31 protein-coding genes are annotated in these 26,338 nt (G+C 62.9%); 9 read left to right on the top strand and 22 right to left on the bottom strand.

Annotation, left to right across the window (positions count from 1 at the left end; all coding sequences use genetic code 11):
- Positions 1 to 3: 3 nt before the first annotated feature.
- The 19 genes from hypE to ABIB91_RS21180 form a co-directional block, all read right to left on the bottom strand.
- Positions 4 to 1,044 carry a hydrogenase expression/formation protein HypE gene (gene hypE, locus ABIB91_RS21270; protein ID WP_354165707.1) on the bottom strand — a complete coding sequence of 347 codons (1,041 nt, stop codon included), beginning with the start codon at positions 1,042 to 1,044 and terminating at the stop codon, positions 4 to 6.
- On the bottom strand, positions 1,041 to 2,183 hold the full coding sequence (gene hypD, locus ABIB91_RS21265) for a hydrogenase formation protein HypD (RefSeq protein ID WP_354165710.1): 1,143 nt from the start codon (positions 2,181 to 2,183) through the stop codon (positions 1,041 to 1,043). Before hypD ends, hypE begins: the two co-directional genes overlap by 4 nt.
- On the bottom strand, positions 2,180 to 2,416 hold the full coding sequence (locus ABIB91_RS21260; RefSeq protein ID WP_279686301.1) for a HypC/HybG/HupF family hydrogenase formation chaperone: 237 nt from the start codon (positions 2,414 to 2,416) through the stop codon (positions 2,180 to 2,182). Before ABIB91_RS21260 ends, hypD begins: the two co-directional genes overlap by 4 nt.
- Positions 2,416 to 4,668, bottom strand: a complete 2,253-nt coding sequence (gene hypF / locus ABIB91_RS21255) for a carbamoyltransferase HypF (RefSeq protein ID WP_354165713.1) — start codon at positions 4,666 to 4,668, stop codon at positions 2,416 to 2,418. The genes ABIB91_RS21260 and hypF overlap by 1 nt, the downstream gene beginning before the upstream one ends.
- A 2-nt stretch (positions 4,669 to 4,670) precedes the next feature.
- Complete coding sequence (hypB, locus tag ABIB91_RS21250) at positions 4,671 to 5,591, bottom strand: hydrogenase nickel incorporation protein HypB (RefSeq protein ID WP_354129129.1); 921 nt, start codon at positions 5,589 to 5,591, stop codon at positions 4,671 to 4,673.
- Positions 5,591 to 5,932 (bottom strand): hydrogenase maturation nickel metallochaperone HypA, encoded by a 342-nt coding sequence (gene hypA, locus ABIB91_RS21245; protein WP_354165716.1) that lies wholly within the window; start codon positions 5,930 to 5,932, stop codon positions 5,591 to 5,593. The genes hypB and hypA overlap by 1 nt, the downstream gene beginning before the upstream one ends.
- Positions 5,925 to 7,019, bottom strand: coding sequence for a nickel-dependent hydrogenase large subunit (locus tag ABIB91_RS21240; RefSeq protein WP_354165719.1), 1,095 nt, complete (start codon positions 7,017 to 7,019; stop codon positions 5,925 to 5,927). Before ABIB91_RS21240 ends, hypA begins: the two co-directional genes overlap by 8 nt.
- Positions 7,016 to 7,543, bottom strand: a complete 528-nt coding sequence (gene hybE / locus ABIB91_RS21235; protein ID WP_354165722.1) for a [NiFe]-hydrogenase assembly chaperone HybE — start codon at positions 7,541 to 7,543, stop codon at positions 7,016 to 7,018. Before hybE ends, ABIB91_RS21240 begins: the two co-directional genes overlap by 4 nt.
- Positions 7,540 to 7,749 (bottom strand): rubredoxin, encoded by a 210-nt coding sequence (locus tag ABIB91_RS21230; RefSeq protein ID WP_148756122.1) that lies wholly within the window; start codon positions 7,747 to 7,749, stop codon positions 7,540 to 7,542. Before ABIB91_RS21230 ends, hybE begins: the two co-directional genes overlap by 4 nt.
- Entirely contained in the window at positions 7,746 to 8,609 is an 864-nt protein-coding gene (locus tag ABIB91_RS21225; protein WP_354165727.1) for a hydrogenase expression/formation protein, read from the bottom strand. Before ABIB91_RS21225 ends, ABIB91_RS21230 begins: the two co-directional genes overlap by 4 nt.
- Positions 8,606 to 9,052: a thioredoxin domain-containing protein gene (locus ABIB91_RS21220; RefSeq protein ID WP_354165730.1), complete on the bottom strand. Its 447-nt coding sequence runs from the start codon at positions 9,050 to 9,052 to the stop codon at positions 8,606 to 8,608. The genes ABIB91_RS21225 and ABIB91_RS21220 overlap by 4 nt, the downstream gene beginning before the upstream one ends.
- A 275-nt stretch (positions 9,053 to 9,327) precedes the next feature.
- On the bottom strand, positions 9,328 to 9,624 hold the full coding sequence (locus ABIB91_RS21215; protein WP_148744597.1) for a HypC/HybG/HupF family hydrogenase formation chaperone: 297 nt from the start codon (positions 9,622 to 9,624) through the stop codon (positions 9,328 to 9,330).
- Between the two features lie 26 nt (positions 9,625 to 9,650).
- Positions 9,651 to 10,232: a HyaD/HybD family hydrogenase maturation endopeptidase gene (locus ABIB91_RS21210; RefSeq protein WP_502917003.1), complete on the bottom strand. Its 582-nt coding sequence runs from the start codon at positions 10,230 to 10,232 to the stop codon at positions 9,651 to 9,653.
- Between the two features lie 14 nt (positions 10,233 to 10,246).
- Positions 10,247 to 10,987: a Ni/Fe-hydrogenase, b-type cytochrome subunit gene (gene cybH / locus ABIB91_RS21205; protein WP_502917010.1), complete on the bottom strand. Its 741-nt coding sequence runs from the start codon at positions 10,985 to 10,987 to the stop codon at positions 10,247 to 10,249.
- A 12-nt stretch (positions 10,988 to 10,999) separates the two neighbouring features.
- On the bottom strand, positions 11,000 to 12,790 hold the full coding sequence (locus tag ABIB91_RS21200) for a nickel-dependent hydrogenase large subunit (protein ID WP_354165734.1): 1,791 nt from the start codon (positions 12,788 to 12,790) through the stop codon (positions 11,000 to 11,002).
- Between the two features lie 29 nt (positions 12,791 to 12,819).
- Complete coding sequence (locus tag ABIB91_RS21195; RefSeq protein WP_354165737.1) at positions 12,820 to 13,911, bottom strand: hydrogenase small subunit; 1,092 nt, start codon at positions 13,909 to 13,911, stop codon at positions 12,820 to 12,822.
- Positions 13,912 to 14,031: 120 nt separating this feature from the next.
- Positions 14,032 to 14,439 carry a nickel-dependent hydrogenase large subunit gene (locus ABIB91_RS21190; protein WP_354165740.1) on the bottom strand — a complete coding sequence of 136 codons (408 nt, stop codon included), beginning with the start codon at positions 14,437 to 14,439 and terminating at the stop codon, positions 14,032 to 14,034.
- Positions 14,423 to 14,569, bottom strand: a complete 147-nt coding sequence (locus ABIB91_RS21185) for a hypothetical protein (protein WP_354165743.1) — start codon at positions 14,567 to 14,569, stop codon at positions 14,423 to 14,425. Before ABIB91_RS21185 ends, ABIB91_RS21190 begins: the two co-directional genes overlap by 17 nt.
- 105 nt (positions 14,570 to 14,674) lie before the next feature.
- Positions 14,675 to 15,064, bottom strand: coding sequence for a hypothetical protein (locus tag ABIB91_RS21180; protein WP_354165746.1), 390 nt, complete (start codon positions 15,062 to 15,064; stop codon positions 14,675 to 14,677).
- A 272-nt stretch (positions 15,065 to 15,336) separates the two neighbouring features.
- Here ABIB91_RS21180 and ABIB91_RS21175 point away from each other — a divergent pair, with 272 nt between their 5' ends.
- The gene (locus ABIB91_RS21175) at positions 15,337 to 15,582 is read left to right on the top strand and encodes a DUF6894 family protein (protein ID WP_279692847.1); all 246 of its coding nucleotides are present in this window, start codon (positions 15,337 to 15,339) and stop codon (positions 15,580 to 15,582) included.
- Positions 15,583 to 16,958: 1,376 nt separating this feature from the next.
- Positions 16,959 to 17,228: a DUF3551 domain-containing protein gene (locus tag ABIB91_RS21170; RefSeq protein WP_502917002.1), complete on the top strand. Its 270-nt coding sequence runs from the start codon at positions 16,959 to 16,961 to the stop codon at positions 17,226 to 17,228.
- A 7-nt stretch (positions 17,229 to 17,235) separates the two neighbouring features.
- Here ABIB91_RS21170 and ABIB91_RS21165 read toward each other — a convergent pair whose 3' ends face one another.
- The 3 genes from ABIB91_RS21165 to ABIB91_RS21155 form a co-directional block, all read right to left on the bottom strand.
- A complete protein-coding gene (locus ABIB91_RS21165; RefSeq protein ID WP_354236319.1) occupies positions 17,236 to 17,526 on the bottom strand; it encodes a hypothetical protein in 291 nt (96 codons plus the stop codon).
- A gap of 203 nt (positions 17,527 to 17,729) precedes the next feature.
- Positions 17,730 to 17,987 carry a BrnA antitoxin family protein gene (locus tag ABIB91_RS21160; protein WP_354129138.1) on the bottom strand — a complete coding sequence of 86 codons (258 nt, stop codon included), beginning with the start codon at positions 17,985 to 17,987 and terminating at the stop codon, positions 17,730 to 17,732.
- Positions 17,988 to 18,136: 149 nt separating this feature from the next.
- A complete protein-coding gene (locus tag ABIB91_RS21155) occupies positions 18,137 to 19,480 on the bottom strand; it encodes an LLM class flavin-dependent oxidoreductase (RefSeq protein WP_354129139.1) in 1,344 nt (447 codons plus the stop codon).
- A gap of 566 nt (positions 19,481 to 20,046) precedes the next feature.
- Between ABIB91_RS21155 and ABIB91_RS21150 the strand changes: the two genes are divergently transcribed.
- The 7 genes from ABIB91_RS21150 (at position 20,047) to ABIB91_RS21120 (ending at position 25,861) form a co-directional block, all read left to right on the top strand.
- Positions 20,047 to 20,976, top strand: coding sequence for a TauD/TfdA dioxygenase family protein (locus ABIB91_RS21150; protein WP_354165751.1), 930 nt, complete (start codon positions 20,047 to 20,049; stop codon positions 20,974 to 20,976).
- A gap of 88 nt (positions 20,977 to 21,064) precedes the next feature.
- Entirely contained in the window at positions 21,065 to 22,072 is a 1,008-nt protein-coding gene (locus ABIB91_RS21145; RefSeq protein ID WP_354129141.1) for an ABC transporter substrate-binding protein, read from the top strand.
- Positions 22,069 to 22,935, top strand: a complete 867-nt coding sequence (locus tag ABIB91_RS21140) for an ABC transporter ATP-binding protein (protein WP_354129142.1) — start codon at positions 22,069 to 22,071, stop codon at positions 22,933 to 22,935. Before ABIB91_RS21145 ends, ABIB91_RS21140 begins: the two co-directional genes overlap by 4 nt.
- Positions 22,928 to 23,803 (top strand): ABC transporter permease, encoded by an 876-nt coding sequence (locus ABIB91_RS21135; RefSeq protein WP_354129143.1) that lies wholly within the window; start codon positions 22,928 to 22,930, stop codon positions 23,801 to 23,803. Before ABIB91_RS21140 ends, ABIB91_RS21135 begins: the two co-directional genes overlap by 8 nt.
- Before the next feature lie 489 nt (positions 23,804 to 24,292).
- Complete coding sequence (locus tag ABIB91_RS21130; RefSeq protein WP_354129144.1) at positions 24,293 to 24,580, top strand: helix-turn-helix domain-containing protein; 288 nt, start codon at positions 24,293 to 24,295, stop codon at positions 24,578 to 24,580.
- 167 nt (positions 24,581 to 24,747) lie between these two features.
- A complete protein-coding gene (locus ABIB91_RS21125) occupies positions 24,748 to 25,167 on the top strand; it encodes a HipA N-terminal domain-containing protein (RefSeq protein WP_354129145.1) in 420 nt (139 codons plus the stop codon).
- Between the two features lie 76 nt (positions 25,168 to 25,243).
- Positions 25,244 to 25,861 carry a HipA domain-containing protein gene (locus ABIB91_RS21120; protein ID WP_354253287.1) on the top strand — a complete coding sequence of 206 codons (618 nt, stop codon included), beginning with the start codon at positions 25,244 to 25,246 and terminating at the stop codon, positions 25,859 to 25,861.
- Positions 25,862 to 26,338: the final 477 nt, after the last annotated feature.

The raw sequence follows: 26,338 nt of genomic DNA, 5'->3' as shown, positions 1-26,338 counted from the left end.
GCCTCAACAGATTCTCGGCAATTGCTCGCCCGACAGCCAGTCGACGATCCGCCCGCCGCCGAAGCTCGTGGCCATCTGCACGAAATGATGATCGTCGGCCACGGCCTCGCCGATGTCGGCGGCGGCGCGGCCAAGCGGATGCGCCCGCATCGCGGCCAGCACTGCAGCAGCATTTTCGGGCGCCACGATCGCGACCAGCTTGCCCTCATTGGCGACATGGAGCGGATCGAGCCCGAGCAGCTCGCACGCTGCCGCGACGCCAGGCTTGACCGGGATCGCCTCCTCGCGAAGATGGAAGCCGAGGTCGGACTGCTGGGCGATCTCGTTCAGCGTGGCGGCAAGCCCGCCGCGGGTGGGATCGCGCATCAGGCGGATGCCGAGGCCGCCGGTTTCGACCATCTTCGCGACGAGATCGTTCAGCGCCGCCGAATCCGAGACGATCTCGGTCTCGAAGGCGAGATTCTGCCGCTTCGACATGATCGCCACGCCGTGATCGCCGAGCGTGCCCGAGATCAGGACGCGATCGCCGACGCGGGCATTCTCCGCCGAGAGATCGAGCCCGTGGGGCACGACCCCAACGCCGGCGGTCGAGATGAACAGGCCATCGGCCTTGCCGCGCTCGACCACCTTGGTGTCGCCGGTGACGATGTGAACGCCGGCGATGCGCGCAGCCTCGCCCATCGATTCCGCGATCATCTTGAGGTCGGCGAAGCGGAAGCCTTCCTCGATGATAAAGCTTGCAGAGAGGTAGAGCGGGCGTGCACCGGCCATGGCGATATCGTTGACGGTGCCGTGCACCGCAAGCGAGCCGATATTGCCGCCGGGGAAGAACAGCGGCGAGACCACATAGCCGTCGGTCGTCATCACCATGCGCCCGGCACCAACGTCGAATGCCGACTGGTCGTTGCCGCGCGCCAGCCATTCATTGCCGAACGCCTCGTGGAACAGACCCGAGATCAACTGCGCCATGGCCCGGCCGCCCGAGCCGTGGGACAGGTCGACGCAGCCGTTCCTGATGTCGAGCTTGCGCTGGTAGGCCTTCATGACACACGCCTTTGCTGGTGGTCGCGGAAGCGGCCATAGGTCCAGTGTGCGGCGCAGGCGCCTTCGGAGGAGACCATGCAGGAGCCCATGGGCGTCTCCGGCGTGCAGACGGTGCCGAACAGCTTGCAGTCGACCGGCTTCTTCACGCCGCGCAGGATGGCGCCGCATTCGCAGGCGGGATTGTCGTCGACGCGCAGCTCGTGCATGTCGAAGCGCACCTCGGCGTCGTATATGGCGTAAGCGCGCTTCAGCTTCAGCCCGCTATAGGGAACCTGTCCGAGCCCCCGCCATTCGAACTGATCGCGCAGCTCGAAAATGTCGGAGACCTCCTCCTTGGCGCGCAGATTGCCGTCGCGGTTCACCGCGCGGCTGTACTGGTTCTCGACCTCGTGCCTATCCTCGTTGACCTGCCGCACCAGCATCAGGATTGCCTGCATCATGTCGAGCGGCTCGAAGCCCGCGATCACCACGGGCCTGCCGAACTCCTCGGCAAAGAACTCGTAAGGGGCCGTGCCGATGATCGTCGAGACATGGGCCGGCCCGACGAAACCGTCGATCTCGACCCGGCCGATGTTGCGGATGTCGGGACTTTCCAGGATGTTCTGCATCGCCGGCGGCGTCAGCACGTGGTTGCAGAACACGGTGAAGTTTTCGAGCTGCTTCTTCTCCGCCAGCCGGATCATGACTGCAGTCGGCGGCGTCGTGGTCTCGAAGCCGATGGCGAAGAACACGACCTCGCGTCCGGGATTGTCCTCGGCGATCCGGATCGCGTCGATGGTGGAATAGACCATGCGGATGTCGGCGCCGCGCGCCTTCGCCCTCAACAGCGATGCGCCCTGCGAGCCGGGAACGCGCATCAGGTCGCCATAGACGCACAGGATGACGTCCGGCCGCTCGGCGAGCCGGATCGCCATGTCGATGCGTCCGCCCGGCAGCACGCACACCGGACAGCCGGGGCCGTGGATCATCCGCACGTTCTTCGGCAGCATGTCCTCGAGGCCGTAACGCGAGATCGCGTGGGTATGGCCGCCGCAGAATTCCATGAAGCGATAGAGCATTTGCGGATCGGCTTCCGCGCGGATCGCTTTCGCAAGCCCGAGCGCGATCTCCTTGTCGCGAAACTCGTCGGCATATTTCATGACGCGGCTCTCTGCCCCTCGGCGCTAAGCTCGCGCAGCAGTTCGAGCGTCCGCATTGCCTCCTCCGGATCGATCTTCGTCAGGGCATAGCCGACATGGATGATCACATAGTCGCCGACGGCGAGATTCTCGATCAAGGCGACCGATATCTCCTTGCTGACGCCGTCGATCGAGACGATCGCCATCTCGTCGGGCAGGAGCCTCGTGACCTCAGCAGGTATCGCGAGACACATCAGGCGGTTCCTTCCAGGCCGTACTGTTCGAATTGGAGCGTGGCGATCCAGGCCTGGCCGAGGCTGAGACCGCCGTCATTGGGCGGCACTTGCCGCGGCAGCAGCGGGAAGAGACCGGCGGCGATACAGCCGCGCTCGATCTCGCAACTGAGGATCGCGTTGAGAAAGCAGCCGCCGCTCAGGGCGACGGTCGTGACGCCGGTCTCGCGCGCCGCACGGGCGATCCAGTCGACGCAGGCAGCGGCGAGCGTGCCATGGAACAGCCCGGCCCCCTCGACCGGATCGATGCCCTCGGCCGCAAGGCGCGCAAGCAACGGAAACAGGGACAGCACCCCATCCTCGATCGTCCAGCCGTCTTTCATGGAGCGCGGCGCGCGAACCCGCGCCTCCAGTTTCATCGCGGCTTCGCCCTCATAGCTCTGCACCTGGCAAAGACCGAGCAGCCCCGCCGCCGCATCGAACAGCCGGCCGGCGCTGGTCGTCACCGGTACGCCCGGCTGGTCGAGCAAGGCATGGAGACGCGCAGCCTGCGGCTGCGCCGCAAACCGGGTCGCGATCGCGTTGCCGCGGGCCAGGTCATGCAATGCGCTTGCAGCCATGCGCCACGGCTCGCGCGCGGCGCGATCGCCGCCCGCCATCTTCATCGGCGCCAGATGGCCGAGCCGCCGGAACTGCGCGCGCTCGCACAGCAGGAGCTCGCCCCCCCAATTGCCGCCGTCGCTGCCCTGGCCGAAGCCGTCGAGCACCAGTGCCAACGCAGATCCCGCGAGGCCATGCTCCGCCATCACGGAGGCGGCATGGGCATGATGGTGCTGGACTGCGATCAGCCGCCGCCCGCTCGCTTCGGCGAAGCGGGTCGAGGCTATGTTCGGGTGCAGATCATGGGCGATAACCGCCGGCTCGACGTCCAGCGTCGACAGCAGGTGGCCAATGGTTTCCTCGAAGACACGGACGCCTTCGGCGGTGTCGAGGTCGCCGACGTGCTGGGAAACGAAGGCCTCGCTGCCGCGCGTGACAGTCACGGTCGACTTCAACGCGCCGCCGACCGCAAGGATCGGCGGCACCGGTCGCGCCAGCCGAACCGGCTCCGGCACGTAGCCGCGGGCACGGCGGCTGAACTGCGTCCGGCCGGCGACGACGGCCGCCACGGAATCGTCGGCGCGGGTGACGATGTCGCGATCATGGCTGACGATGAGGTCGGCGATGCCGGCAAGCCGCAGCTCGGCCTCGCGATTGTCGATCAGAAGCGGCTCGCCGCCGGGATTGGCGCTGGTGGCGACGATCGCCCAGCTCTCGCCGGCGAGCGGATGCGCCGCATCCAGCGCCTCGAAGATCAAATGAAGGAGCGGAGTGACCGGCAGCGCGATGCCGATCCGCGCCAGCTCCGGCGCGATCGCTGGCGAGAGCCGATGGCGCGATGTCATCAGCACGATCGGCCGCGGCGACGTCTCGAGCAAGGCGAGCTCGGCAGCATCGGCGTCGGCGATGCCGGCGACCGCGTCCACCGAGCCGACCATGACGGCAAACGGCTTCTGGTCGCGCTGCTTGCGCTGGCGCAGGCGCTGCACGGCCGCCTCGTCCCGGGCATCGCAGACGAGCTGATAACCGCCGAGCCCCTTGACTGCGACGATCTTGCCTGCGGCGATCGCGGCAGCGATGTCCTCGATACCGTGGCTGAGCCGCGGGCCGCATTGCGGGCAGGCGATCGCTTCAGCATGGAAGCGGCGGCTGTCGGGATCGGCATAGTCGCCCGCACAGGCCTTGCACATCGCAAAGCGCTTCATGGCCGTGGTCGCGCGGTCGTAAGGAAGCCGCTCGGCAATGGTATAGCGCGGACCGCAATGGGTGCAGTTGACGAAGGGGTAGCGATAGAACCGGCTGGCTGGATCGAACAGCTCGCTCAGGCATTTTGGACAGGTCGCGGCATCGGCGCCGATGCGTGTCGACACCCTGCCCTGGTCGCTCGCGCGGATATAAAACCCCTCGCTCGCCACCGCCCCGACCGGCTGCACCGAGATCTCGTCGATCCGGGCGAGCGGCGGCTTTTCCAGCGGCAGTGCCCTGACGAAGTCCGATGCGCGCTCGCCCTCGACCTCGATGACGACGCCTTGGGAATCGTTGGCGACGAAGCCGCCGAGGCGGTAGCGCGTGGCGAGGCCGTAGACATAGGGGCGAAAGCCGACGCCCTGTACCGCGCCGCGCACGTGCAGGCGCAGCCGCCGTCCGTCCCGCGCCGTGGCCTCGCCGCCCATCGTCACTCCGCCGCCGTCATCGCGGCAGGCGTCGTCGCCGCCATCCGCTTGCGGATCCAGGCAAAGAACGCCGCAAAGCCTTCGCCGGTGCGCGCCGACACCGTCAGCACCTCGATCTTCGGGTTGACCCGGCGCGCATAGTCGATGGTCTTCGCCAGATCGAAATCGAGCACGGGCGCGAGATCGATCTTGTTGATCAGCATCAGCGACGAGGCTGCGAACATGTCGGGGTATTTCAGCGGCTTGTCCTCGCCCTCGGTGGTCGAGAACACCACGATCTTGCAGGCCTCGCCGAGATCGAACGCCGCCGGGCAAACCAGGTTGCCGACATTCTCGATGAAAAGCAGGCCGCCGTTCAGCCAGGGCAGCCGGTCATAGGCCTCGCCGACCATGGCGGCGTCGAGGTGACAGCCCTTGCCGGTATTGACCTGGATCGCCGGCACGCCGGTCGTGCGAATGCGCTCGGCATCGTTGGAGGTCTGCTGGTCGCCTTCGATCACGCCGATCGCAAAGCTTGCCTTCAGCTCGGACAGGGCGCGGACCAGCAGCGAGGTCTTGCCGGCGCCGGGGCTGGAGACCAGGTTGAAGGCGAGCACGCCGTCGGCCGCGAAGCGGGTGCGGTTGTCGGCCGCAAGCCGGTCGTTCTTGCCGAGGATGTCGCGCTCGACCTGGATGATGCGGTCGCTGCTCATGCCGGCGATCTTCTGGCCCGCGGGATTGGCGCCGCAGTCGAGCAGCCCGGCCTCATCGGGGGCGTGGTCGTGGGCACCACCGTGGTGATGGTGGTGACCGTGGTCGTGGCCATGACCGCGGTGATGATGATGGTGCTCGCCGTGCCCATGGCCATCGCCGTGATCATGATGATGACCATGCGCATCTTCGATCGATGCCTTGCCGTCGCTGCAGCCGCAGACCGTACACATCAGTCGACCTCCAATTCCCTTACGCGCATCTCTTCGCCGCCCGTCACCTGCAATTGGTAGCCGCCGCAGGACGGGCACGGCTCGTAACGCTGCCCGATCTCAACGGTTTTGGAACAGGCCATGCACCAAGCCGTGCCGGGCGTCTCGACGATCTCGAGCCGCGCGCCTTGCGCGATGGTCCGCGCGGCTACGGCCTCGAAGCAGAATTTCAGCGCCTCCGGCGCGACAGGGCTCAGCGCACCGATCTCCAGACGGACGACGTTCATCTTGGTGAAAGCGCGCTTGCGCGCTTCCTCCTCGACGATACCGACGATGCCTTCGCACAGCGCCATCTCATGCATGGCCGGCCTCGCGAAATTGCAGGCTGAAGCAAACGCAGGGATCGAAGGAGCCGACCAGCGCGCGAACCGCGTCCTGCCCCTGCCGGCCGGTCGCGAGCGTCGCGCCCTTGAGGCTCCTGACCAGCGGTCCGCGGGCGTGAAAATTCCACTCGGTCGGTGCCAGGAACTCGAAGTTGACGACGTGATCCTCGTCGTCCAGTGCGACGGCGTGATGGAGGCGCCCGCGTGCGCATTCGACCGCGGCTGCCCCCTTGCCCGCGCCGAGCCGGTAGCTCGCGACGACGCCTTCATCGAGATCCGCATCGCCACGATCGAGCCAGGCGCAGAGCCGCGCGACCTCGGCAATCCGCGCCTTCAGACGCGCGGCGGAGCCCGCTTCCGCCGCCGAGACCGCTTCACGGCGTGCCCTGCGCGCCCAGACGCCGGTTTCCGGAATCCGGCCGCAGAGGTCCGGCGCATCGGAATAGGCCGCACCGTCCGCCAGCAGACGCGTGACGATGTCTAAATCGTCCGCCACCGTCAGGAAGGATGGATCGGCCTCGGGCTCTGACACCAGCTTGCCGTGGCATCCCGCGAGGGAGGCGGCGAGCGGGCTGCCCGGCGCGAGCGTCTCGTCTTCTTCGCCGGCGATCCCCATCGCGCCGAGCGCGGCCTTGATCTGCACCACCGCGTCGCGATGCAAGGCCGGCGGGACGGCCTCGTCCGCGCCCCCAAGCAGCGCGCTTGCCTGCATTACGGCGCGCACCGCCAGAGCGTTTGTGCCGTCGAGCGCGAGACGTCCGACGAACAGGCCGCGCAGCAGTTCGGTCAGCCGCTCGACGACGACTGCGGTGACGCGGCGCCGCACCGTTGCGGGAGCCGGCTCCCGTCCTTGCGCGGCTTCCACCGCCGACTGGAACGCCACGTGATGGGCGATCGAGCACAGCGAGAACAGACGCGGCAGCACCGGAAGCAGCGAAGCCGCGGGCTTTCCCGCAAACAGCCGCGTCAGCGGCGGCCGGTTGCGCGGCTTGATCGCGACGTCGGCGATCGTGGCGCCGGACAACAGCACCGTAATATCGATCTCGTTGCGAAACGAGAGACTCATCCATGCCGCTCCGTCAAGGCACGCTGCAGGAAGTTACGCCGATCGATCGGGCTTGTCGCGGGCTCGCGGCGGCGAACCGCCTCCTCGCTGTCCGCCGGCAGCATCAATTCGGCAAGCGCGGCTTCGGCCGTCGCTCGCGCGGCATCCATGTCGGCGAATTGGAACATCGGCGAGAACAGCGAGCAGCTCGCGATCCGGCCGATCCGGGCGACCTTGCTGAGGGTGAATTCGATATCGCCCGCGGGAAAACGCATTCGCACGGTCGCGCCCGAGGTGGCTGGCGTCACCGCGCCCGCCGGCATCGCCACGTTCATGAACCACGACGTGACCATGATGCCGACGATCGTGCCGTTGAAGGGACGGAAACCGACCGCCTCGACGCCGAGCGCATCGTTGTAGATGGCTAGATCGCGCATCGCGCGCTCGCCGATCTCGCGGTAGCTTGCGGCCAGAAGCTCGCCCCACGCCGCGGCGTCGGCGTCGCCGGCAGGACCTGACGCACTCGCTGGTGCGCTGCCTGTCATGTTTCGATCGCCATGAACTTGGATTTTGGCGCGTCGCAATTCGGGCAGTGCCACTCCTCCGGCAGCGCCGCGAACGGCGTGCCCGGCGCGATCTGCGCTACCTCATCGCCATCCGCCGGATCGTAGACGGTCCAGCAGATGCCGCATTCCAGCCGCGTGACGTCGGCGACGTCCTGGCGCACGCCAATATTCTCGAAGGCGCTCATTTGAAGTAGGCCTCGATGATTTCCTGCAGCCGCTCGGCGGAATCCCCGAAATCCTCGTCCGCTGCCAGCGCAACCGTCGGCACGCCGCCGACTTCGAGCGTATCGAGAATGATAGTGTCCATGGCGTTGAAGAACTGCACCGACCAGACATTGCAGATGCCGGTGGAGAGCACCCGGCAGGTGCCATAGCCGCGCGACACCAGCTGGATCGGTCCGTTCCGGATCGTGTCCTGCAGGAAGCTCATGTCGACCGGGCTCATCGGCAGCAGCGTGAAATTGATGATCTGCGAGCGAATGCCGGGCCGCCAGGCCTGTGCCCACTCGCGGATTTCGGCGAGCACCGGCAGCACGTTCATGGCGCCCTCCGGCACCTGCCCGATCTCGAAATCGGCGGAGGTCAGGTCGGCAGCCGCACGCTTGACAATCTCGGGAACCGCGCCAATCTCGAGATATTCGGAAGTGGCGTCGGTCTTGAGCCGCACACGCCAAATTCCCGCCAGCACCGATTCCTGGATCTGCGCCAGCGATCCGTCCGGCAGCGCGACGACGCCGGCGACCTCGCCTTCGCCGAGCACGTCGGCCACCAGCTTGCTCTCGAGATCGTTGAGATTGGCCAGCCGAAACAGTCTTGTCGGCGCGTTCGCCTTTTGATCCGCGATGGCATCCGCGATCCTCGAGAGCAGCGCGACCGCGTTCGGGCAGCTCTTTGCAAGCTCCGCACTGTTGAGCGTTGCAAGCTTTGCGAGCGCGCCGGCCGCCGTCAGGCTGCCCTTCGCTGCATTGAGACTCTCGTCGCCGATCGGAAACACGTTGACTGGTTGCTCGGCGCCTTCGGGCGCATCCCAGAAGCCGGCCTTCATAGCCCGACCTCTTGTGCGCGATGCTGGGGAACGATGGTGACGGCGACTGCGGCGCCTTGCCCGCGCGGCCGGTCGATCAGCTTGGTGATGCGGTCGGCATAGACCGACCAGTCCTGGATCTTGGCGATCAACCCCAGCGTCTTGCCGTTAGCGACGAAGATCAGCGTCGGCTGCACCCGCACCTCGAAGCGCTCGCCGAGCACACGCTCAGCGTCGCGTGCGATGATCGCACCGCGCAGCCGATTGCCGAACGCTGCGACAAGCTCGGGCAGCACCACGGCGACATCGATTGCCTCCGGAAAGCGGTTGGGATCGCCAGCCGACAGCAGCACCGCGACCGCACCGGCCTCGTCCGCTCCGCCAAGAAAATGATCGACCGTCGCAGCTTCGACCTCGGGCAGACCACTCCGCGCCAGATCATGCTTTCCCACCTGGAATTCCATCGAACCTCTCCTGACAAGCTTGTGTTTTTGGCGAACCAGAGGTCAGCAAGCCACGTGCCAGGATCGGTTATCACATGTTCGGATTTATCTCATTGATCCAGATCATGTATTTCTTGGCGCCGAGTGTAAGCCAAGCTTCAATGGAAAGATACTTGCCATATCTGGTGAGAGCTGTCTTTGCAGGTAGAAATCGACCTTCCAGGCGCACAGCGGCCGCCGAGGAAGGCCGGTCACTGATGTCGTCAACGCATCAAACGGGAGAAGCAGCGGCGATCCTAGTCGGACCGCAGGTGCTCGGGTAGTTGCGGCTCGCGGTCGATGAGGTCGGCGAAGAAGCGGTCGCAATCCTCGCCGTCGAGCGCCGCGCTGAGACCTTCGATCGCATTCGCGATCAGGCGTGCCTCGTCCTCGTCCAGCAGCCGGATCGCGGTGTCGATATAGACCAGCACCTTGGCGCCGACCGGAGGATTCGAGAGCAGCAGCACAGAGACGGGGCGCTGCTCGCCGCGATACGCGCACAGCGCCGAGATCCCGTCGGTCTCGACAATCGTCATGGGCAGGCCGAGGCACATGGGCAAGTCTCCGGCAGTGTGGCCGATCAGGCCGGCCGCGTCTCGTAATGGAGATGATCGATGTCATTGGCGAGCAGCCGCTCGATATCTGCCAATGGCTCGGCGCGTTGGCTCACCGTGAGGCCCCATTCGGCCAGGATGGCGCAAGCGAGATTGATCGCCGGCGCGATCTGGTCGCGCACCGGCGGCGTCAGCGGCCCGCCCCAGTCTTCGAGATCGAGCGGCTGGCAGCCGATCAGCACCAGATGTTTCGGGCAACGGCCGAGCAGGTCGGCCGCGCTGATGACTTCCTGGAAGCCGGTCTGGTGCAGGCTCATCTTCTTGGCGCCGGTGAAACGCGGCACCTCGTCGTCACGCACAAGCTTCAACTGGCCGGGCTCGAGGCCATAGTCGATCGCGTCGAACACGATCAGGCGGTCCGCCTCTTCCAGATAGTTGACGAGATAGAGCCCCTGCGTGCCGCCATCGAGAATGGTGACATTGTCGGGTACGGCGTAGCGGCGGTGGAATTCCTCGACCGCCCGGACGCCGAACCCTTCGTCGGCCCACAGGATATTGCCGATGCCGAGCACCAGGATGCGATCGTCTTGCGAGAATATCGGCTTCACTTGGCGTTCCCGTTTCAGTCGCGGAATCGCCGTTCGCCCGAGATCATCGAGGAGATGATGCTCTGGCGCGACATGATGTCTTCGCGGATCGCGGTGTAGATGTGCACCATCACGAACACGACCAGCGCCCACATGCCGAGATGATGCCAGGTGTGCACGTCCTGGCTGTTCGGCCAGATCGCAAACACCCAGCCGAACAGCTTATGCTGCCAGCTATCGATGCCGGTGCCTTCCGAATAGAGCGCAAACCCGGTGATGATCATGAAGGCCACGAACAGCGTGAATCCCGTGAACATCGCAATCTGCGCCAGAGGATTGTGGCCGACATACATCTTGGGCTCGCGCTCCAGGAACGCGTACCAGCGGATTTCGTGCAGCACTTCCTTCCAGAACTGCTTGCGGTGAAACGGGATGTAGAAGATCTGCCGAGAGTGGTGGTTGCCGACGAAAGCCCACAGGATGCGCGTGAGGAAGAATACCGCAAGCACCTGCCCCGCGGCGAAATGGGCGAAGCGGATGTAGCCCATCACGAAATTGTCGGACGCCTCGCCCGCGACCGTCGGCAACGGCGTTCCGATCAGATAGCCGGTCACCATAAGCCCGATAATCGAGAACGCGTTCACCCAGTGACAGATCCGTACCGGCGCTTCGTAGACATAGACGCTGGGACGACCCACCGCACGTTCTCCAGAAGCATAGGCTGCGATCGCCGCGAGGTCGGGCCTGGCGTCCGAGGCAGGAGCAACTGCATCCATCATGATCCTCTCCTACCTGACCTTGACCTTGGCGAGCTCCCGGCCGTCCGGGCTCATGACGTGCGTCGAACAGGCCAGGCACGGATCGAAGGAATGGATGGTGCGCAGGATCTCCAGCGGCTGCTCGGGATTGACCATCGGCGTGTTCATCAGCGACGCCTCGAAGGCGCCAATATTTCCCTTGGGGTCGCGCGGCGAGCCGTTCCAAGTCGTCGGCACCACGCACTGGTAGTTGTCGATCTTGCTGTCCTTGATCTTGACCCAGTGCGCGAGCGCGCCGCGCGGCGCCTCGGTGAAGCCGACTCCCTTGGCCTCCTTCGGCCAGCTTTCCGGCTTCCACTTGTCGACATTGGCGGTCGAGCTGTCGCCGGCCTTGATGTTGGCGACGAGCTTGTCCTGGAAGTAGCGCATCTGGCGCCCGGCCCAGACGGACTCGAGCGCACGCGCCGCCGTGCGGCCGAGCGTCGAGAACAGCGCCGACATCGGCAGGTTCAGATCCCGAAGGAACTTGTCGACGGGATCCTTGAACTCCGCCTTGTTCTGCGCGTAGCCGACGACCCAGCGCGCCAGCGGGCCGACCTCCATGGCGTGACCGCGCCAGCGCGGCGCCTTGATCCAGGAGTACTTGCCGCCTTCGTCGAGCTGCTCGATCGCCGTCTTGGTGCCCTTCGCGTTGGGTCCCAGCACGTAATTCGGCTCGGTGACGCCGTCCCAGGGATGAAGTCCCTTGGTCTCGTCGGGATATTTGTACCAGGAGTGCACCACGAACTCCTGGATCTCGTCGGGATTGGCGTGGTCGACCGGAAGCACCTTGGACAGGTTGCCGTTGATAATGGCGCCGCGCGGCAGCTTCAGGCTCTTGGCGGAATAGTCGTTGGCATGTTCTGGCACATCGCCATACGAGAGCACGCTCTGGCTCGAAAGGCCGCCGCCATAGAGCCAATCCTTATAGAATGAGCCGATCGCCGCCACGTCGGGGAGATAGACCATTTCGTTGAACTCGATCAGACGGTCGATGATCGAGGAGATCAGGTTCAGCCGTTCCATGTTGATGGCGCCGACAGCGCCGGTGCCGTCGACATTGATCGGACAGGGCACGCCGCCGACGAGCCAGTTAGGATGCGGGTTCTTGCCGCCGAAGATGGTGTGAATCTTGACGATCTCCTTCTGGAAATCAAGCGCCTCCAGATAATGCGCCACCGCCATCAGATTGGCTTCGGGCGGCAGCTTGTAGGCCTTGCTGCCCCAATAGCCATTCTTGAACGGACCGAGCTGCCCGGACTCGACGAACTTCTTCAGCCGGGTCTGCAGATCCTTGAAGTAGCCGGGCGACGACAGCGGCCAGCTCGAGATCGACTGCGCTAGCGTCGAGGTCGCCCGCGGATCGGCCGAAAGCGCGGAAACGACGTCGACCCAGTCCAGCGCGTGAAGGTGATAAAAATGGACGACGTGGTCGTGCACCTGCAGGGCAAGCTGCATCAGGTTGCGGATCGAATTAGCGTTCTGCGGGATGGTGATCCCGAGCGCGTTCTCGACCGCGCGCACCGAGGTCAGCGCGTGCGTGCCGGTGCAGACGCCGCAGATCCGTTCGGTGAACGCCCAGGCGTCGCGCGGATCGCGGTTTTTCAGGATCACCTCGATGCCGCGCCACATCGTGCCAGTGGAGACCGCGTTGCGGATGACGTTGTCGGCGTCGACATTGACCTCGACCCGCATGTGACCTTCGATACGTGTCACGGGGTCCACGACGATGCGCTTGCCGGAATTGTCGAGATTGAAGCCGTTGGGAGTCTGGATACCCATGATTGTCCTGCCCTGCTGTGTCTTTTCGATCAGCTATTGTGGTCGGCGTCATCGCGCTTGGTCGCGAGCCGCTTGACAGCGGTCACAGCCGCATGCACGGCCACCGCGGCGCCGACGGCGCCGGCCGCCACCATGCCGATCTGATCGGCATTCTTCTCGATGCCAAACTGCTTAATGTTGGTGAGACGGTCGTAGAACGAGCCCTTGTCCCAGAAGCCGTCCTCCGAGCAGCCGATACAGCCGTGACCCGACTGGATCGGGAAGGACACGCCGCCGTTCCAGCGCACGGTCGAGCAGGCGTTGTAGGTGGTCGGCCCCTTGCAGCCCATCTTGTAGAGGCAATAGCCCTTGCGCGCGGCCTCGTCGTCCCACTCCTCGACGAACTGCCCCGCGTCGAAATGCGGGCGCCGGTAGCACTTGTCATGAATGCGCTGCGAGTAGAACATCTTCGGTCGGCCCTGGCGATCGAGCTCGGGCAGCTTGCCGAAGGTGGTGATGAAGGTGACGACGCCGGTCATCACCTCGGCGATCGGGGGGCATCCCGGCACCTTGATGATGGGCTTGTTGGTGATCACCTTGTCGATCGGAGTTGCCCGTGTCGGATTGGGCTTTGCCGCCTGCACGCAGCCCCAGGAGGCGCAGGCGCCCCAGGCGATGATTGCCATCGCGTCCTCGGCCATCATCTTCAGCTTCTCGACGAACGGCTTGCCGCCGTCGATGCAGAACATCCCGCCTTCGTTCAGCGGCGGATTGCCTTCCACCGCGAGGATATACTGGCCTTTGTGCTTGGCGCGGGTCTCCTCGAGGATGACTTCGGCCTGGTGGCCCGCAGCCGCCATGATGGTGTCGTCGTAGTCGAGCGAGATCATCGACAGCACCGCATCCTTGACCAGCGGATGCGCGGAGCGGATGAAGCTCTCCGAACAGCAGGTGCATTCGAGGCCGTGCATCCAGATCACGGGCACGCGCGGCTTAGTCTCGAGCGCGTTCGCGATGCGGCTCGCCGCCAGCGGTCCGAGGCCGAGGCTGGTCGCCGTCAGGCTGCAGAATTTATGAAAGCACCGACGTGTGATGCCTTGCCGCCTGATCACGCTGTAAAACGTTTCCGTCGCCGCGCCCATGAATCCTCCCGCCTTCGGCTTTGACTTTTCGATGACACAAACGGTAGCAAGAAGCAGGCCAACAGCCTGGAGATATTCAAAAGTGGAGAGATTCCATGACGTTGCGAATTTGAACCACTTTCATGAACGGTACGCGAGGACGCTGCCAACACGAGAAGCGGAAACAATTCGATTTGCAGCCGGCAACGAAGTTTCCGGTCCATGCGTGGTGCACGCCATGCTGGGATCGAACGAGCGCACGATGTGCTGGATCGCAACCGCACGCGGGCCGGCGTCGCCGACATCAGTGCCGACCAGCGCCTGCTCCAGCGGGCCGCCGACGTCGAAGGAATCGCGCGGCGAGAAATTCCAGGTGGTCGGCGCGATGATCTGGTAGCGCTCGATCTTGCCGTCGCGCACCGCCATCCAGTGCCCGAGACTGCCGCGGACGGCCTCGACAACCCGACATAGCTTCCGTCGGGGAGCTCGCGCGATTTGTCGCAGAACGGCTCCGACAGCCGCAGCGCGCGCGTCACTGCTCCATGGCAAGCGCGATGGGCGCGGTCTCGATCAGCCGCGCGATCACGCGGCTGCGCACGTTGGTGCCGTCCCGCGCGACCGGATCCGTGATCAGTGCCTGGCCCGCCACCGTCTGGCGCGCGATCGCACCGACCTCCATCGGCTGGCCCAGACAGCCGCGGCGCCTTGCACCAACTATAGGCCGCCGGCTTGTCGGGATCTGGGACTGTGCTGCTATGGGCGGGATCCGCAAAGGAATTCCGCATCAGGCATGCGAGACGTCCTCGGTGATCTGCGTCAGCGGCAGCGGTTCGACGATTGCGCGCTGGCTGAACAGGCCGCGCGGAAACAATTCGCCATCGGCACCATGATAGGCGCCGTAGCTCATCATCGGCCCCGTGCCCCGACCGAGCCCGGTCAATGCCAGACTGTCCGCAAGCCGCAGGAAATGCGCGAAGTCGCCGCGGCCATTGCGCCAGCCGTCCAGCTCGTCGGCGGTTGCGATCGCCAGCATGTTCTCCAACGAATCCGCGAAGACGATACCTCGAGGAAACCCCGAAACGCCGTCGTGATCGACAAGAGCCGGATCCGGACTGAGCTGCCGAGCTGCTTCCTCGAGCACCAGACGGATCACAGCGTAGGAAAGCGCTCGCACCGGCCTTGCAGATCCAAATGGTCCGTAATTATCGGACAATCGGCGTGATGAAATCCGTCGAAAGGAGCGCTCGAACGCGGAATTTAAGCGTCAAAGCGGAACGCGTTGCATTTATCAATATCGACATCTCGTTACTGTACAGCATCGAACGCAACACACGAGCCGATTGTTGCGTAGTCCCAATTAGCGGTGCTCGCTGCCTCCTGCCAAGCTTGGTATACGTCTGCGAAAATTTACTCACCAATAGGTCTCTGTTCAATTGGGAGTTCGCCTTGGGACGTTTCTACTTTCACCTACGTGCCGGCGACGAGATTACGCTCGATGAGGAAGGAACGGAGCTACCAGATTTATCTGCGGCTGAGGGTGAGGCCGTATTAGCCGCGCGCGAGCTTCTAGCCGAAGCGATCAAGAGTGGTACGCCAGACGTGTCGGAGGTTTTGGTCATCGCAGATGAAGTGGGGCGACCGCTCAGTACCGTACCCCTTGCAACCGTTCTGCCGAGGCTCTTAAAGAAGTAGGGTGCCTCAGTTCGTGATCTGAGCATCATCCCGACGGTATTGCCGGTCCCGAGCATCCTTATTGCAGACTTATCGGCTTGCCATACGGCAGCGCCGCTATCCAAACTGCTGGATGGTGGTCCGACCGGCAGCAGCGTCACTCGAGCGAGCGCTGGATCGCGCGCAGGCCTATTTCTTCAGGCGAACGCCCCTTCAATCTCCGATTCGTGATGGCCCGCTTTCGCTTCTAGGTACCTCCGCACGACGCGTGGAAGCAGGTCTTCCTTTTAAGGTCGCACGATCAGCCTTGTATCTTGTCTATCCGCCCCGCATTCCCGCGGACACGGCTGCGCAATCAACGACGTGTAGGCGTCTCGCACCCTTTCACGGGCGCCGGATTAGCCAGGGCTGAAGATCAAATAGAGCAGGATCGCGGCTACGACGACTGTCCAGCCGATCGACGTGGCGAGAGCCCATACTTGCGGCGGCATCGGACGGCCTCTCCCGATGAAGCTAACGAAGAGGTCGCTGGCGCTGGACAGCGATCTCTTGGACCCGCTTCAAAGAGTCTTCGAGATGAAAGCCCTTACCCAGGGTCCACCACTATCAAACGCCGGACTCGCCACCCTGTGAAGTCAAAAACTTTTCAGAGGCCATGGAACAATCGTGACGTTGCGAGCGCGACACACCTAGTAAGCTAGGCCAGCACCCGTGGAGGGCTCGTCCTCGGGCCGAAGCCAACCAATTTGGTATAGAAATGAGTGACAGTGCACGGCGCGCAAGCCGGCGGCTGAATTGTGGGCTATTTCACAATGCTGATATTTAAAGTGAGCTAGATAAGCGTTCGCCAAGGGCCAAATATCGATTTGCCGGGCAGCAGATGGAACGCAAGCTATCATCATTGGAGCGGCAGGCTGCCGACGCTCTCCGTCGTGCAAGAAGGTTACCTATTGGCGCGGACCGCAACGACTTACGGCAACTTGCCCGAGGGCTTCTTTGGCTGCACCGCAATGGCATGGATGCGTTGATGAACGAACGTAGTGGCAATTGGTTAGAAAAGCCGGGGCTAACTGCCGCAGCGCAATGACAGGATGGACCAAACGCCGACATGAGACCGTCGGCTTGAAATGATTGAGTCCAAACTGAGGCGCGCTTGCGAAGCCGCAATTGGGATGGTCAAATTGAAAATGAAAAGCGCGAGCGCAGCCGAGTTTTATCCGTCCCAAGCGATGAAGGCCATCTCCGGTCACGCGTGATACTGCGCGAGTATCCTCTACGGTTAACCTATTCGGGACCACCACCTGCGTAGTTTTGTGAGCGAAAACGTGAATTGACTTGGATCAATATTGCCTCCTGCTTAAGTGCACTAGCGTTGTGTCGACTTCGAGGAGGTTCCAATGCGCACTGTAGCTTTGACTATTCTGATGATGAGTATGGTTTTGGCAGCAGGGCAAGCCTCGGCTCAGACCTATGATTTTTCGCCTGCGCCTGCAGGGCCGGATAGCTACTGCTTGCAAGGGCGCATATGGGGCTATCCCGGCAATTGCCAATTCTCCAGCTACGCCCAATGCATGGCCACTGCGAGCGGTACTAACGCCTATTGCGGGGTCAATCCCCAGTATGCGTTCGCGCGCCAGCGGCGCGGCGCCAATCGGGACCGATACTGAGCGGCAGTCACGCGGTATCGTAGCACGGTGCTGTCGGCGCAATAGCGGAGGAGCTCGCGAGGGATTCAGCGCAAACGCCAGATTGTGCTGTGCGATTGGCGCGCGCGCGAAGGACGGCATCGATCTTCGCAAAGTCCGTGGTGAACCGGACCTTGCCGAGCGCAGACGCAGTGTCCTTGCGCCCATAACGGAACACTTTCTGGATGAGCTGCAAAACGTTCAATCCGCGTCTCGTTGCACTGCCGCGGTCGAGCTCGGGGTCGTGTTCCCAGAAGCCGTCCGGGTCGAAAAAGATCATGGGCGTGAAATCGGCAGCCGTCTTTGTCCTACTAGTCTGTTCCGCATCCTCGAACACCTCGCGGAGAGTGCCGCCACACCTTGCGCGTAGACGGTACCGGTGCGCGATTGGGTAGCAGCGCCTCTTCCGGATGCTATTGTGGAATGACTTGGCATACGTGGTCGCAAGGGGGGAGGCGCGCCGGCGTTACAGTCGCATCGAAATCAAGTAGCAGCGATCAAAGCTTGTACGTCAAACGGGGCGAAGCAGCTGTCGAGGGACGGTCCTACAGTGTCGCACGTCACGCGCGCTTCTTCGGCTTCGTCTTCTGCTGCATATAGGACCGCAGCACCACGTTGACGGCGCTGATAGCCTTCGCCCTCGCGCTTGAAGAACTCGAGCACGTCGTCATCGACGCGAATGGAAATCGCCTTCTTCTTCGGCGGAATCAGGAGCACGGCATCCGACCAATCGACGTCCATGAACTCCTGCCAGTCGGATCATTCTTGCTCGCCGCTTCGATCTCCTCGTCGGTCGGCGCATCAACACGCCTCCAGTCAGTCTTGCCTTCCGGCGATCCCCCCATTTTCGTCGCACGATCGATTGGATCAAACCATCTCTGCCAGGCGACCTATGCAATCGCCCGAACCAAATTGGAGAAGAGGCTCGCCGGCCGCCTCAGGCCGTAATGATCGCGCAGCGTTGTGCCCCTATAATCGTGACGGAACAGGCCGCGCTTGCGCAGAATGGGCACGACCTGCTCGGCGAAGATGTCGAAGCCGCCGGGCAGCCAGGGCGGCATGACGTTGAAACCGTCGGCCGCGCCATTCTCGAACCAGCTCTGAATGCTGTCGGCGATCTTCTCCGGCGGTCCGGCAATCACCCAATGGCCGCGGGCGCCAGCCAGGCGCTGCACGAGCTGGCGAATCGTCGGCTTCTCGCGATCAACGATGTCGATGACCAGCTTGAATCGGCTGGCCACCCCGCGGGCGCCCTCGGTATCGATCAGATGACGAGGAAAGGGGCCATCGAGGTCAAACCCGGAGAGGTCGAGACCGATCATCTGGCGCAGCTGGCTCAGCGAATACTCGGGCTGGATCAGCTCGTTGAACTCGTCCTGCAGCCGATCGGCCTCGATCTGCGTGCTGGCGATGAAGGGACTGATGCCGGGCAAAATCTTGATCTGATCGGGACTGCGGTCGAAGGCGCGCGCCTGACGCTTGACGTCGGCATAGAATTCCTGGGCGGTCGCTAGTGTCTGATGCGCGGTGAAGATCGCCTCGGCGAAACGCGCCGCAAAGGCACGTCCGTCGTCGGAAGAGCCGGCCTGGACATAGACCGGTCGTCCCTGCGGCGTCCTTGAGATGTTGAGCGGCCCACGCACGCGGAAATGCTTTCCGATGTGATTGATTGCGTGGATCTTGCCGGTGTCGGCGAAAACACCCGATCTGGGGTCGTTGACGAGCGCGTCGTCTTCCCAGCTGTCCCAAAGCCGCGTAATGACGTCGAGATACTCCCGCGCCCGCTCGTAGCGTTCATGATGAGGAGGATGCTCTGGCAAGCCAAAGTTCTGCGCGGCCTGCGGCGTGCTCGTTGTCACGATGTTCCAGCCGGCCCGGCCGCTACTGATGTGATCCAGTGAGGCGAACAGCCGCGCCAAGTTGTAGGGCTCGGTGTAGGTCGTCGATGCCGTGGCAATCAGGCCGATCCGGTGGGTGGCGGAGGCGATCGCGGTGAGCAGGGTGATCGGCTCGAGCCGAAACCGCTGCGCATATCGGACATTGTCCGCCAGCGCCGGACCATCGGCGAAGAAGACCGCGTCAAATTTGTGCGCTTCAGCGCGCTGCGCCAGCTCCTGATAGTAGGTGACGTCGAGGATGCGATTAACTTCCGAACTCCGGTGGCGCCAGGCCGCCTCGTGATGGCCGTCTGGATAGATGAAGAAGTTGAGGGAAAGCTGCCGTCGTTGGCTCATTTGTGAGATCCGCGTGCATTGGGAGCTGTAGCAAACGAGACTCTACGTCTGCAGTCACGTTGATGTCGATGAAATGAATTTGCATTGTTTAGTTGGATGCAAGCACGAAGCTTGCGAGCAGAACGCCAATCAAAGACGAGGGAGGTCGTCACGACGAGAAACGGCGGGGGTTGTAACGATTTTATCGCGTCTCTTGACGAGAAGTGCGTTGCGTCGCGTCAAATTGCGCTCCTCTTGCGACCGGGCGGGCAGTCATCATTATGAATCTTTCAGTGTCAGCATCGACGGCGAAGCGTTCGTTTGCCTATCGCGGAAAACAAAGCTGGTTTCGTTTCATTGACTGACGATCGATCGCTCGTACCATTCAAGGCCTCAACGCGAGGTCGTTTCATCATGCTCCAATCCGATCCCACTGACCGATGTCCCGGCTCGGGCCGTCTGCCGGAGCACGTTGCGGCCGAGTAGGGCCCCTAGCCTGAAATGATTTCATTTATCTCCGCCGTCGTTTCCGCGACCGGCGCATGGCGGAGCTTTGTCCAGGGGATCGCAGTGACGAGAGCACGACCATGAGCAACACGACAACAATCGATAACGTCATTCCGCGCGCCGACATCGTCAAGCGTGCGGCCAGGCTCGGCGCCGAGATCAGGAACATCAAACTGTCGGGCGATCTTTCGGACGAGACCATCCGTGCCATCAATCAGGTGCTGCTCGAGCAGAAGGTCATCTTCTTCCGAGACCAGGGACATCTAGACGATGCGGAGCAGGAGCGCTTTGCCATCAGGCTCGGCAAGCTGGTGCCCCATCCGACGGTCGGCGCGATCAAGGGCACGTCGTCGATCCTGGAACTGGATTCTGGCCGCGGCGGTGGCCGCGCCGACCAATGGCATACCGACGTCACGTTCGTCGACGCCTATCCGAAAATCTCGGTGCTGCGCGGCGTGGTGATTCCGCCCTACGGCGGCGATACCGTCTGGTCGAACACGGCGGCAGCTTATCTCGATCTGCCGGCGCCGCTACGCAAGCTCGCTGACGAGCTGTGGGCCGTGCACAGCAACGCCTATGACTATGCCGTGAAGACGCAGGCAACCGAGGCGGACAAGAAGCACTTCGACGAGGTGTTCACCGGAACGATCTATGAGACCGAGCATCCGGTGGTGCGCGTCCATCCCGAGACCGGCGAGCGCACGCTCGTGCTTGGAAATTTCGTGCAGCGCTTCGTCGGCCTGCCGAAATACGACGGCCAGAAGCTGTTCGACCTGTTCCAGTCGCATATCACGGCGCCGGAAAACACCGTGCGCTGGAGCTGGGAGGCCGGCGACGTTGCGATCTGGGACAATCGCGCCACGCAACATTACGCGGTCAACGACTATGGCGACCAGCACCGCGTTGTGCGCCGCGCCACCATCGATGGCGATGTACCGCTCAGCGTCGACGGTCGCCGCAGCGTAACGCGCGTCAAGACATCCAAGCCCCAGACCGCCAAAGCCGCTTGATATGGATTAGCTCACGAGAGTCACAATGATGAACGCTATACTTCGATTGCTTCGCGCAGGGCGCGCCCGATTGGGACGTGCCACCCGCATGACGTTGCGGGTTTTGTTGGCCGGCGCCGTGGCGCTCGGCCTCACGGCTCCGGCATTCGCCGAGCCGCCGCTCGAGAAGACCGACATCCGCTACCAGGGATCGGCTGGGCAGGTGACGTTTATCGAGCTGGCCGAGGACCTCGGTTATCTCGCGCCGCTCAAGCTCAAATGGGTCGGCAACACCATCAGCGGGCCGCAGGACATCCAGACCGTCGTCACCGGCGATATCGACATCGGCGGCGCGTTCTATGGGGCGATCCTCAAGTTGATCGCGGCGAAGGCCCCAGTCAAGGCGGTGGTCGGCTACTACGGCTCCGATGCCAACACCTATTATGGCTACTTCGTGAAGGACGACAGCCCGATCAAGACCGCGCGTGACCTGATTGGCAAGAAGGTGGCGGTCAACACGCTGGGCGCACATTTGGAATTCGTGCTCCGCGAATATCTGGCTAGGTCCGGCCTCAGCGCTGGTGAGGCCAGGCAGGTCACGTTGGTGGCGATCCCGCCAGTCAGCGGCGAGCAAGCGTTGCGCCAGGGCCAGGTCGAAGTGAGCGCGTTGAGCGGCGTCTTGCGCGACAAGGCGCTTGAGCGCGGCGGCATCCGTTCGCTTTTTAATGACACCGATCTGTTCGGCCAGTTCACCGGGGGGGCCTATGTACTGCGGGACAAATTCATCAAGGATAATCCCAATGCCTCGCGCAAGCTGGTGGAGGGGATTTCGCAGGCGATCCAATGGGCGCAGACCACACCTCCGGAAGAGGTCAGGGCCCGGTTCGACAAGATCATCGCTGAGCGCAAGCGCAATGAGGATGTCTCCTTGATTAAGTACTGGAAGAGCACGGGCGTTGCGTCCAAGGGCGGCGTGATCTCGGACAGCGAAATCCAGGTGTGGATCGACTGGCTGGTGAAGGACGGCCTGTTCAAGCCGGGTCAGGTCAAGGCTTCCGACACCTACACCAATGCGTTCAACTATTTCCGTCCCGGAAGGACGGCGGAGGCCCGATGACCACTGTGAAGATCCGTTTCGAGCATGTCCGCAAGGAGTTCGTCGTGCGCGGCGAGGGCGGCGGACCAGGCCGCCATTTCACCGCTCTGGAGGACATCACGCTGGATGTTCGCTCCGGCGAATTCCTCGCCCTGGTTGGCCCAAGCGGCTGCGGGAAATCCACCTTGCTCGATCTGCTGGGCGGGCTCTCGCTGCCGACCAGCGGCCGGATTCTGCTCGAGGGCCGACCGATTGCAGGACCTGGTCGCGACCGCGGCATCGTGTTCCAGCAGTATGCGCTGTTTCCTTGGCGCACCGCCGAACAGAATGTCGAGTTCGGTCTCGATATCGCAGGGCTCAAGCCCAAGCAGCGGCGCGACATCGCGCGGCGTTTCCTCGACCTGGTTGGGCTCTCCGGCTTTGCCGACCGCTATCCTCATGAGCTCTCCGGCGGCATGAAGCAGCGTGTCGCGATCGCGCGAAGCCTCGCCTATGATCCCGAGGTGCTGCTGATGGACGAGCCGTTCGCCGCGCTCGACGCCCAGACGCGCGAGACGCTGCAGGGTGAGCTGCTGCGGATCTGGCGCGCGACCGGCAAGACGATCGTCTTCATCACCCACGGTATCGACGAGGCCATCGTGCTCGGCCAGCGGGTGGCAGTGATGACCTCGCGCCCGGGCCGGATCAAGCAGGTGTTCGACATTCCGGATGTGCTCCGCAGCGACGATGACGACGTACGTTCGCTGCCCGAGTTCGGCCGCGTGCGTCACGAGGTTTGGAGTCTGTTGCGCGAGGAAGTCTTGAAAGCCCAGCAGGGACAGTTGGCCGGCGCCATTGGCACGCAGCGTGCCGCCCGCAAAGTGGAAGAGGTTGCTCATGTCTAGTCTCGAAATGTTGATATTGCTGGAGGTTGCGCGCTGGCGCCGAGAGCCGCTCACCAGCGTGGAACGCCCGGCATCGCCGGTGCTGGACCGGATCCGAGCCGCGGCCCGCGGGCTGGCTGCCTTCGGGCACCGCTCATTGCTGTTGATTGCCCTGTTGGCTGCGTGGGAGGCGGTTCCGAGGCTCGGGCTGATCGATCCCGTGTTCCTGCCACCCTTCTCGGAGGTCATCGCTGCGGGCTGGCAGCTTGTGCAAACCGGCGAGCTCTACGATGACGTCTCCGCCAGCTTGCTGCGCGCTTTGAGCGGATTTCTGATTTCGGTCGCGTTGATCGTTCCGCTCGGCGTGGCCGTCGGTTGGTATGCGCGACTTGGCAATCTCGTGAACCAGTTCATCGAGATCTGCCGCAACACGGCGCCGCTTGCGCTGCTGCCGGTGTTCATCCTGTTGCTCGGAATCGGCGAGCTGTCGAAGATCACGATGGTAATCTATAGCTGCGCCTGGCCACTCCTGCTCAACACCGTTGCCGCGGTGAAGCAGGTCGATCCGCTGCTGATCAAGTCGGCGCGCACCATGGGGGCGACCCCGCAGCAGTTATTCCGCAAGGTGATCCTGCCGGCAGCACTTCCCACCATCTTTGTCGGGATACGCCTCGCCAGCGCGTCAGCCATGCTGGTGCTGGTGGCGTCCGAAATGGTCGGCGCCAAGGCCGGCCTCGGCTACCTCATCATCAACAGCCAGTACAGCTTCCTGATTCCGCAGATGTATTTCGGCATTCTCAGCATCACCGTCATCGGGCTGGCGTTCAATGCCATTGTGGAGGCACTGGAGCGGCGCTTCATGCGGTGGAAAGCGCCAGTGACGGCATGAGATTTGGGATCAGGCGCCGCTCGGAACGTTCCGCGCGGTGGCCTGCCTCACCATGCTGGTCGACGGCACGTCACGGATCAGCCAGACATCCGATGGTCGATCCGCGGCCGATCGTGATTCGGCCAAGGATCGTCTCGCCGACGTAGATCACGACGCCGTCGTCTAGGATCGGGTGGCGGGTGTCGCCCCCTGATCACCTTGCCCTTGTCGTCCGTCGGAAAGTCGCGCCTCGAGGGTGACCGCCTGATAGATGAAGACAATTATCCCCCTATAATGGCCGATCACGACCCGGGTGCGTAATCGGTGAAGAAGCCGGAGCCGATGCCGGCGCCGGGGTCCATATCGATGCCGATCCAGTTCAATTTGACACGTACGCGCTATGTCAGCACTCCATGACATTCGAGGATGTCATCGAGCGCTGACATTTCGTGTTGTCAACGAACGCAGACTTATGGGAAAAGTAAGCGAACGTTGACATTTGGAAATCCCATGCTCTTACGCACCCCGGCCGAACTCGGCGCCATCCTTCGCGACCGGCGCAAGAAGCTCAAACTCGATCAATCGACGTTTGCCAAGAGCATTGGCGTCAGCCGCCAATGGGTGATCGAGGTCGAGCACGGTCACGCGCGCGCTGAGCTCGGGCTGATCCTTCGCGCTCTTGACGCCCTGGACATTCGCCTGGATGCGAGCACCGACCAAGCGCCCGCCAGCGGGGTCATCAGGCAAGCCGTCGATATCAATGCCATCGTGGCCAAGGCCACGAAGAAAAAGGCATGACCAGCGAACTTGTTGCTCTGCTGGATGGTCGCGAAATCGGCCGCGTGCGCAATGACGCCCGCGGCCGGCTCACCTTTGTCTATGACAAAGACTGGCGCTAGGCCGAAGGAGCCTATCCGCTGTCGCTGTCCAAGCCGCTCGCGGCCGAAGAGCACGGTCCTTCCGCCGTGCAGGCTTTCCTCTGGGGACTCCTGCCCGACAACGAACGCGTGCTCGAACGATGGGCTCGAAGATTTCAGGTGTCCGCACGCAACGTGTTTGCTCTTATCTCTTACGTCGGCGAGGATTGCGCGGGTGCCATTCAGTTCGTCACGCCTGATCGGCTGGACGCCTTGCGAAGCGACGCCGAGGACAAGGTCGATTGGCTCGACGACACGGCGATCGCCAAACGTCTACAAATCTTACGCGAGGATCACGCCGCATGGCGGTTGCCGCGCGATACCGGACAATTCAGCCTTGCGGGTGCCCAACCCAAAACCGCCTTGCTTCTGCAAAAGGGCAAATGGGGAATTCCCTCTGGGCGCATTCCGACGACGCATATCCTCAAAACCGCCGACCGGCCATTTCGATGGACACGCGGAAAATGAACATATCTGCCTCATGCTTGCGCGTAATCTCGGTCTGCCCGTCGCCGACACCGAGGTGATAAATTTCGGATAGGAAATCGCCATCGTCATCGAGCGCTACCACCGGCAGTTCAGTGGGAACGAGATCGTCCGTGTCCACCAGGAAGATATCTGCCAGGCGCTCGGCATCCTGCCGACCATGAAGTATCAAAACGATGGCGGACCAAGCCCTGCCGATGTGATCGAGCTTTTGCGCACCTACTCCACGGATCGTGTCGCCGACGTTGACACGTTTGTCGACGCGCTAGGCTTCAATTGGCTGATTGCGGGTACAAATGCTCATGCCAAGAATTATTTACTGCTGCTGGCCGGAGGCCCTCACGTACGACTCGCGCCGCTCTACGATATCGCCAGCATTCTTCCCTACGATGACGTCGATCTGCAGAAAATCAAGCTCGCGATGAAAATCGGCGGTGATTACAAGCTCAGCCAGATTAGTTTACGCGATTGGCAGAAGTTCGCGCGCGAAACGCGCCTCGATCCTGACAAGGTGATCGCCGGACTAATTTCCATGGCCGAGCAGCTTCCGGACATTGTAGCCGCCGTACGGAAGCAAGCGCAGAAAGACGGATTGGACAATGCCATCATCGGGCGTCTCGCCGAGCACCTGATCGCAAGAGCCGGGCAATGCCGTCGACTGCTCGGTGAGGCATAGTTTCCGGCGATGGCCGCCAGCAGCATCATGCTGATCGGCAGCATGGTGCCGATCAGCATGATCGACATTCGTTGTCGACGCCAATGATGATCATCATCGGCAGCACCAACATCAGCACCACCGTGATCGGCCGATATCGATGTCGACGTCGACGATGTCAGTGGGTGTCGCTCCGTGGCAGCCGCGTAGTCGCTGCGGGTAGCATCACCTTACGACATGGCTCCGGCAGACACGATTTCTCCTCTGCGGGCTTTTCTAATTCGCTGTTTGGCACGGGCCCCAAATCAATGACGTTTAGGCGTCTCGCACCCTTTGGGGAGCGCCGGATTAGCCAGGTCCGAAGATCAAATAGAGCAGGATCACGGCCGTGACGACTGTCCAGCCGATCGACGTAGCGACAGCCCATACTTGCATCGGCATCGGATGGCCTCTCGCGATGAAGCTAGCGAAGAGGCCGCTGGCGCTGGACAGCGACCT

The sequence above is a fragment of the Bradyrhizobium sp. JR4.3 genome (genome assembly GCF_040547695.1).
In the GTDB taxonomy this organism is placed as follows: Bacteria; Pseudomonadota; Alphaproteobacteria; order Rhizobiales; family Xanthobacteraceae; genus Bradyrhizobium; species Bradyrhizobium canariense.
Note: the sequence above shows the minus strand (reverse complement) of the source record. Positions and strands in the feature narration are given on the sequence as shown.

Excerpts from the sequence above, each read along its gene's own strand:
- hypE (WP_354165707.1), bottom strand. The coding sequence starts at position 1,044 with ATGAAGGCCTACCAGCGCAAGCTCGACATCAGGAACGGCTGCGTCGAC.
- hypD (WP_354165710.1), bottom strand. The coding sequence starts at position 2,183 with ATGAAATATGCCGACGAGTTTCGCGACAAGGAGATCGCGCTCGGGCTT.
- ABIB91_RS21260 (WP_279686301.1), bottom strand. The coding sequence starts at position 2,416 with ATGTGTCTCGCGATACCTGCTGAGGTCACGAGGCTCCTGCCCGACGAG.
- hypF (WP_354165713.1), bottom strand. The coding sequence starts at position 4,668 with ATGGGCGGCGAGGCCACGGCGCGGGACGGACGGCGGCTGCGCCTGCAC.
- hypB (WP_354129129.1), bottom strand. The coding sequence starts at position 5,591 with ATGTGTACGGTCTGCGGCTGCAGCGACGGCAAGGCATCGATCGAAGAT.
- hypA (WP_354165716.1), bottom strand. The coding sequence starts at position 5,932 with ATGCATGAGATGGCGCTGTGCGAAGGCATCGTCGGTATCGTCGAGGAG.
- ABIB91_RS21240 (WP_354165719.1), bottom strand. The coding sequence starts at position 7,019 with ATGAGTCTCTCGTTTCGCAACGAGATCGATATTACGGTGCTGTTGTCC.
- hybE (WP_354165722.1), bottom strand. The coding sequence starts at position 7,543 with ATGACAGGCAGCGCACCAGCGAGTGCGTCAGGTCCTGCCGGCGACGCC.
- ABIB91_RS21230 (WP_148756122.1), bottom strand. The coding sequence starts at position 7,749 with ATGAGCGCCTTCGAGAATATTGGCGTGCGCCAGGACGTCGCCGACGTC.
- ABIB91_RS21225 (WP_354165727.1), bottom strand. The coding sequence starts at position 8,609 with ATGAAGGCCGGCTTCTGGGATGCGCCCGAAGGCGCCGAGCAACCAGTC.
- ABIB91_RS21220 (WP_354165730.1), bottom strand. The coding sequence starts at position 9,052 with ATGGAATTCCAGGTGGGAAAGCATGATCTGGCGCGGAGTGGTCTGCCC.
- ABIB91_RS21215 (WP_148744597.1), bottom strand. The coding sequence starts at position 9,624 with ATGTGCCTCGGCCTGCCCATGACGATTGTCGAGACCGACGGGATCTCG.
- cybH (WP_502917010.1), bottom strand. The coding sequence starts at position 10,987 with ATGGATGCAGTTGCTCCTGCCTCGGACGCCAGGCCCGACCTCGCGGCG.
- ABIB91_RS21200 (WP_354165734.1), bottom strand. The coding sequence starts at position 12,790 with ATGGGTATCCAGACTCCCAACGGCTTCAATCTCGACAATTCCGGCAAG.
- ABIB91_RS21195 (WP_354165737.1), bottom strand. The coding sequence starts at position 13,911 with ATGGGCGCGGCGACGGAAACGTTTTACAGCGTGATCAGGCGGCAAGGC.
- ABIB91_RS21185 (WP_354165743.1), bottom strand. The coding sequence starts at position 14,569 with ATGGAGGTCGGTGCGATCGCGCGCCAGACGGTGGCGGGCCAGGCACTG.
- ABIB91_RS21170 (WP_502917002.1), top strand. The coding sequence starts at position 16,959 with ATGCGCACTGTAGCTTTGACTATTCTGATGATGAGTATGGTTTTGGCA.
- ABIB91_RS21165 (WP_354236319.1), bottom strand. The coding sequence starts at position 17,526 with ATGATCTTTTTCGACCCGGACGGCTTCTGGGAACACGACCCCGAGCTC.
- ABIB91_RS21160 (WP_354129138.1), bottom strand. The coding sequence starts at position 17,987 with ATGGACGTCGATTGGTCGGATGCCGTGCTCCTGATTCCGCCGAAGAAG.
- ABIB91_RS21155 (WP_354129139.1), bottom strand. The coding sequence starts at position 19,480 with ATGAGCCAACGACGGCAGCTTTCCCTCAACTTCTTCATCTATCCAGAC.
- ABIB91_RS21150 (WP_354165751.1), top strand. The coding sequence starts at position 20,047 with ATGAGCAACACGACAACAATCGATAACGTCATTCCGCGCGCCGACATC.
- ABIB91_RS21145 (WP_354129141.1), top strand. The coding sequence starts at position 21,065 with ATGACGTTGCGGGTTTTGTTGGCCGGCGCCGTGGCGCTCGGCCTCACG.
- ABIB91_RS21140 (WP_354129142.1), top strand. The coding sequence starts at position 22,069 with ATGACCACTGTGAAGATCCGTTTCGAGCATGTCCGCAAGGAGTTCGTC.
- ABIB91_RS21135 (WP_354129143.1), top strand. The coding sequence starts at position 22,928 with ATGTCTAGTCTCGAAATGTTGATATTGCTGGAGGTTGCGCGCTGGCGC.
- ABIB91_RS21130 (WP_354129144.1), top strand. The coding sequence starts at position 24,293 with ATGCTCTTACGCACCCCGGCCGAACTCGGCGCCATCCTTCGCGACCGG.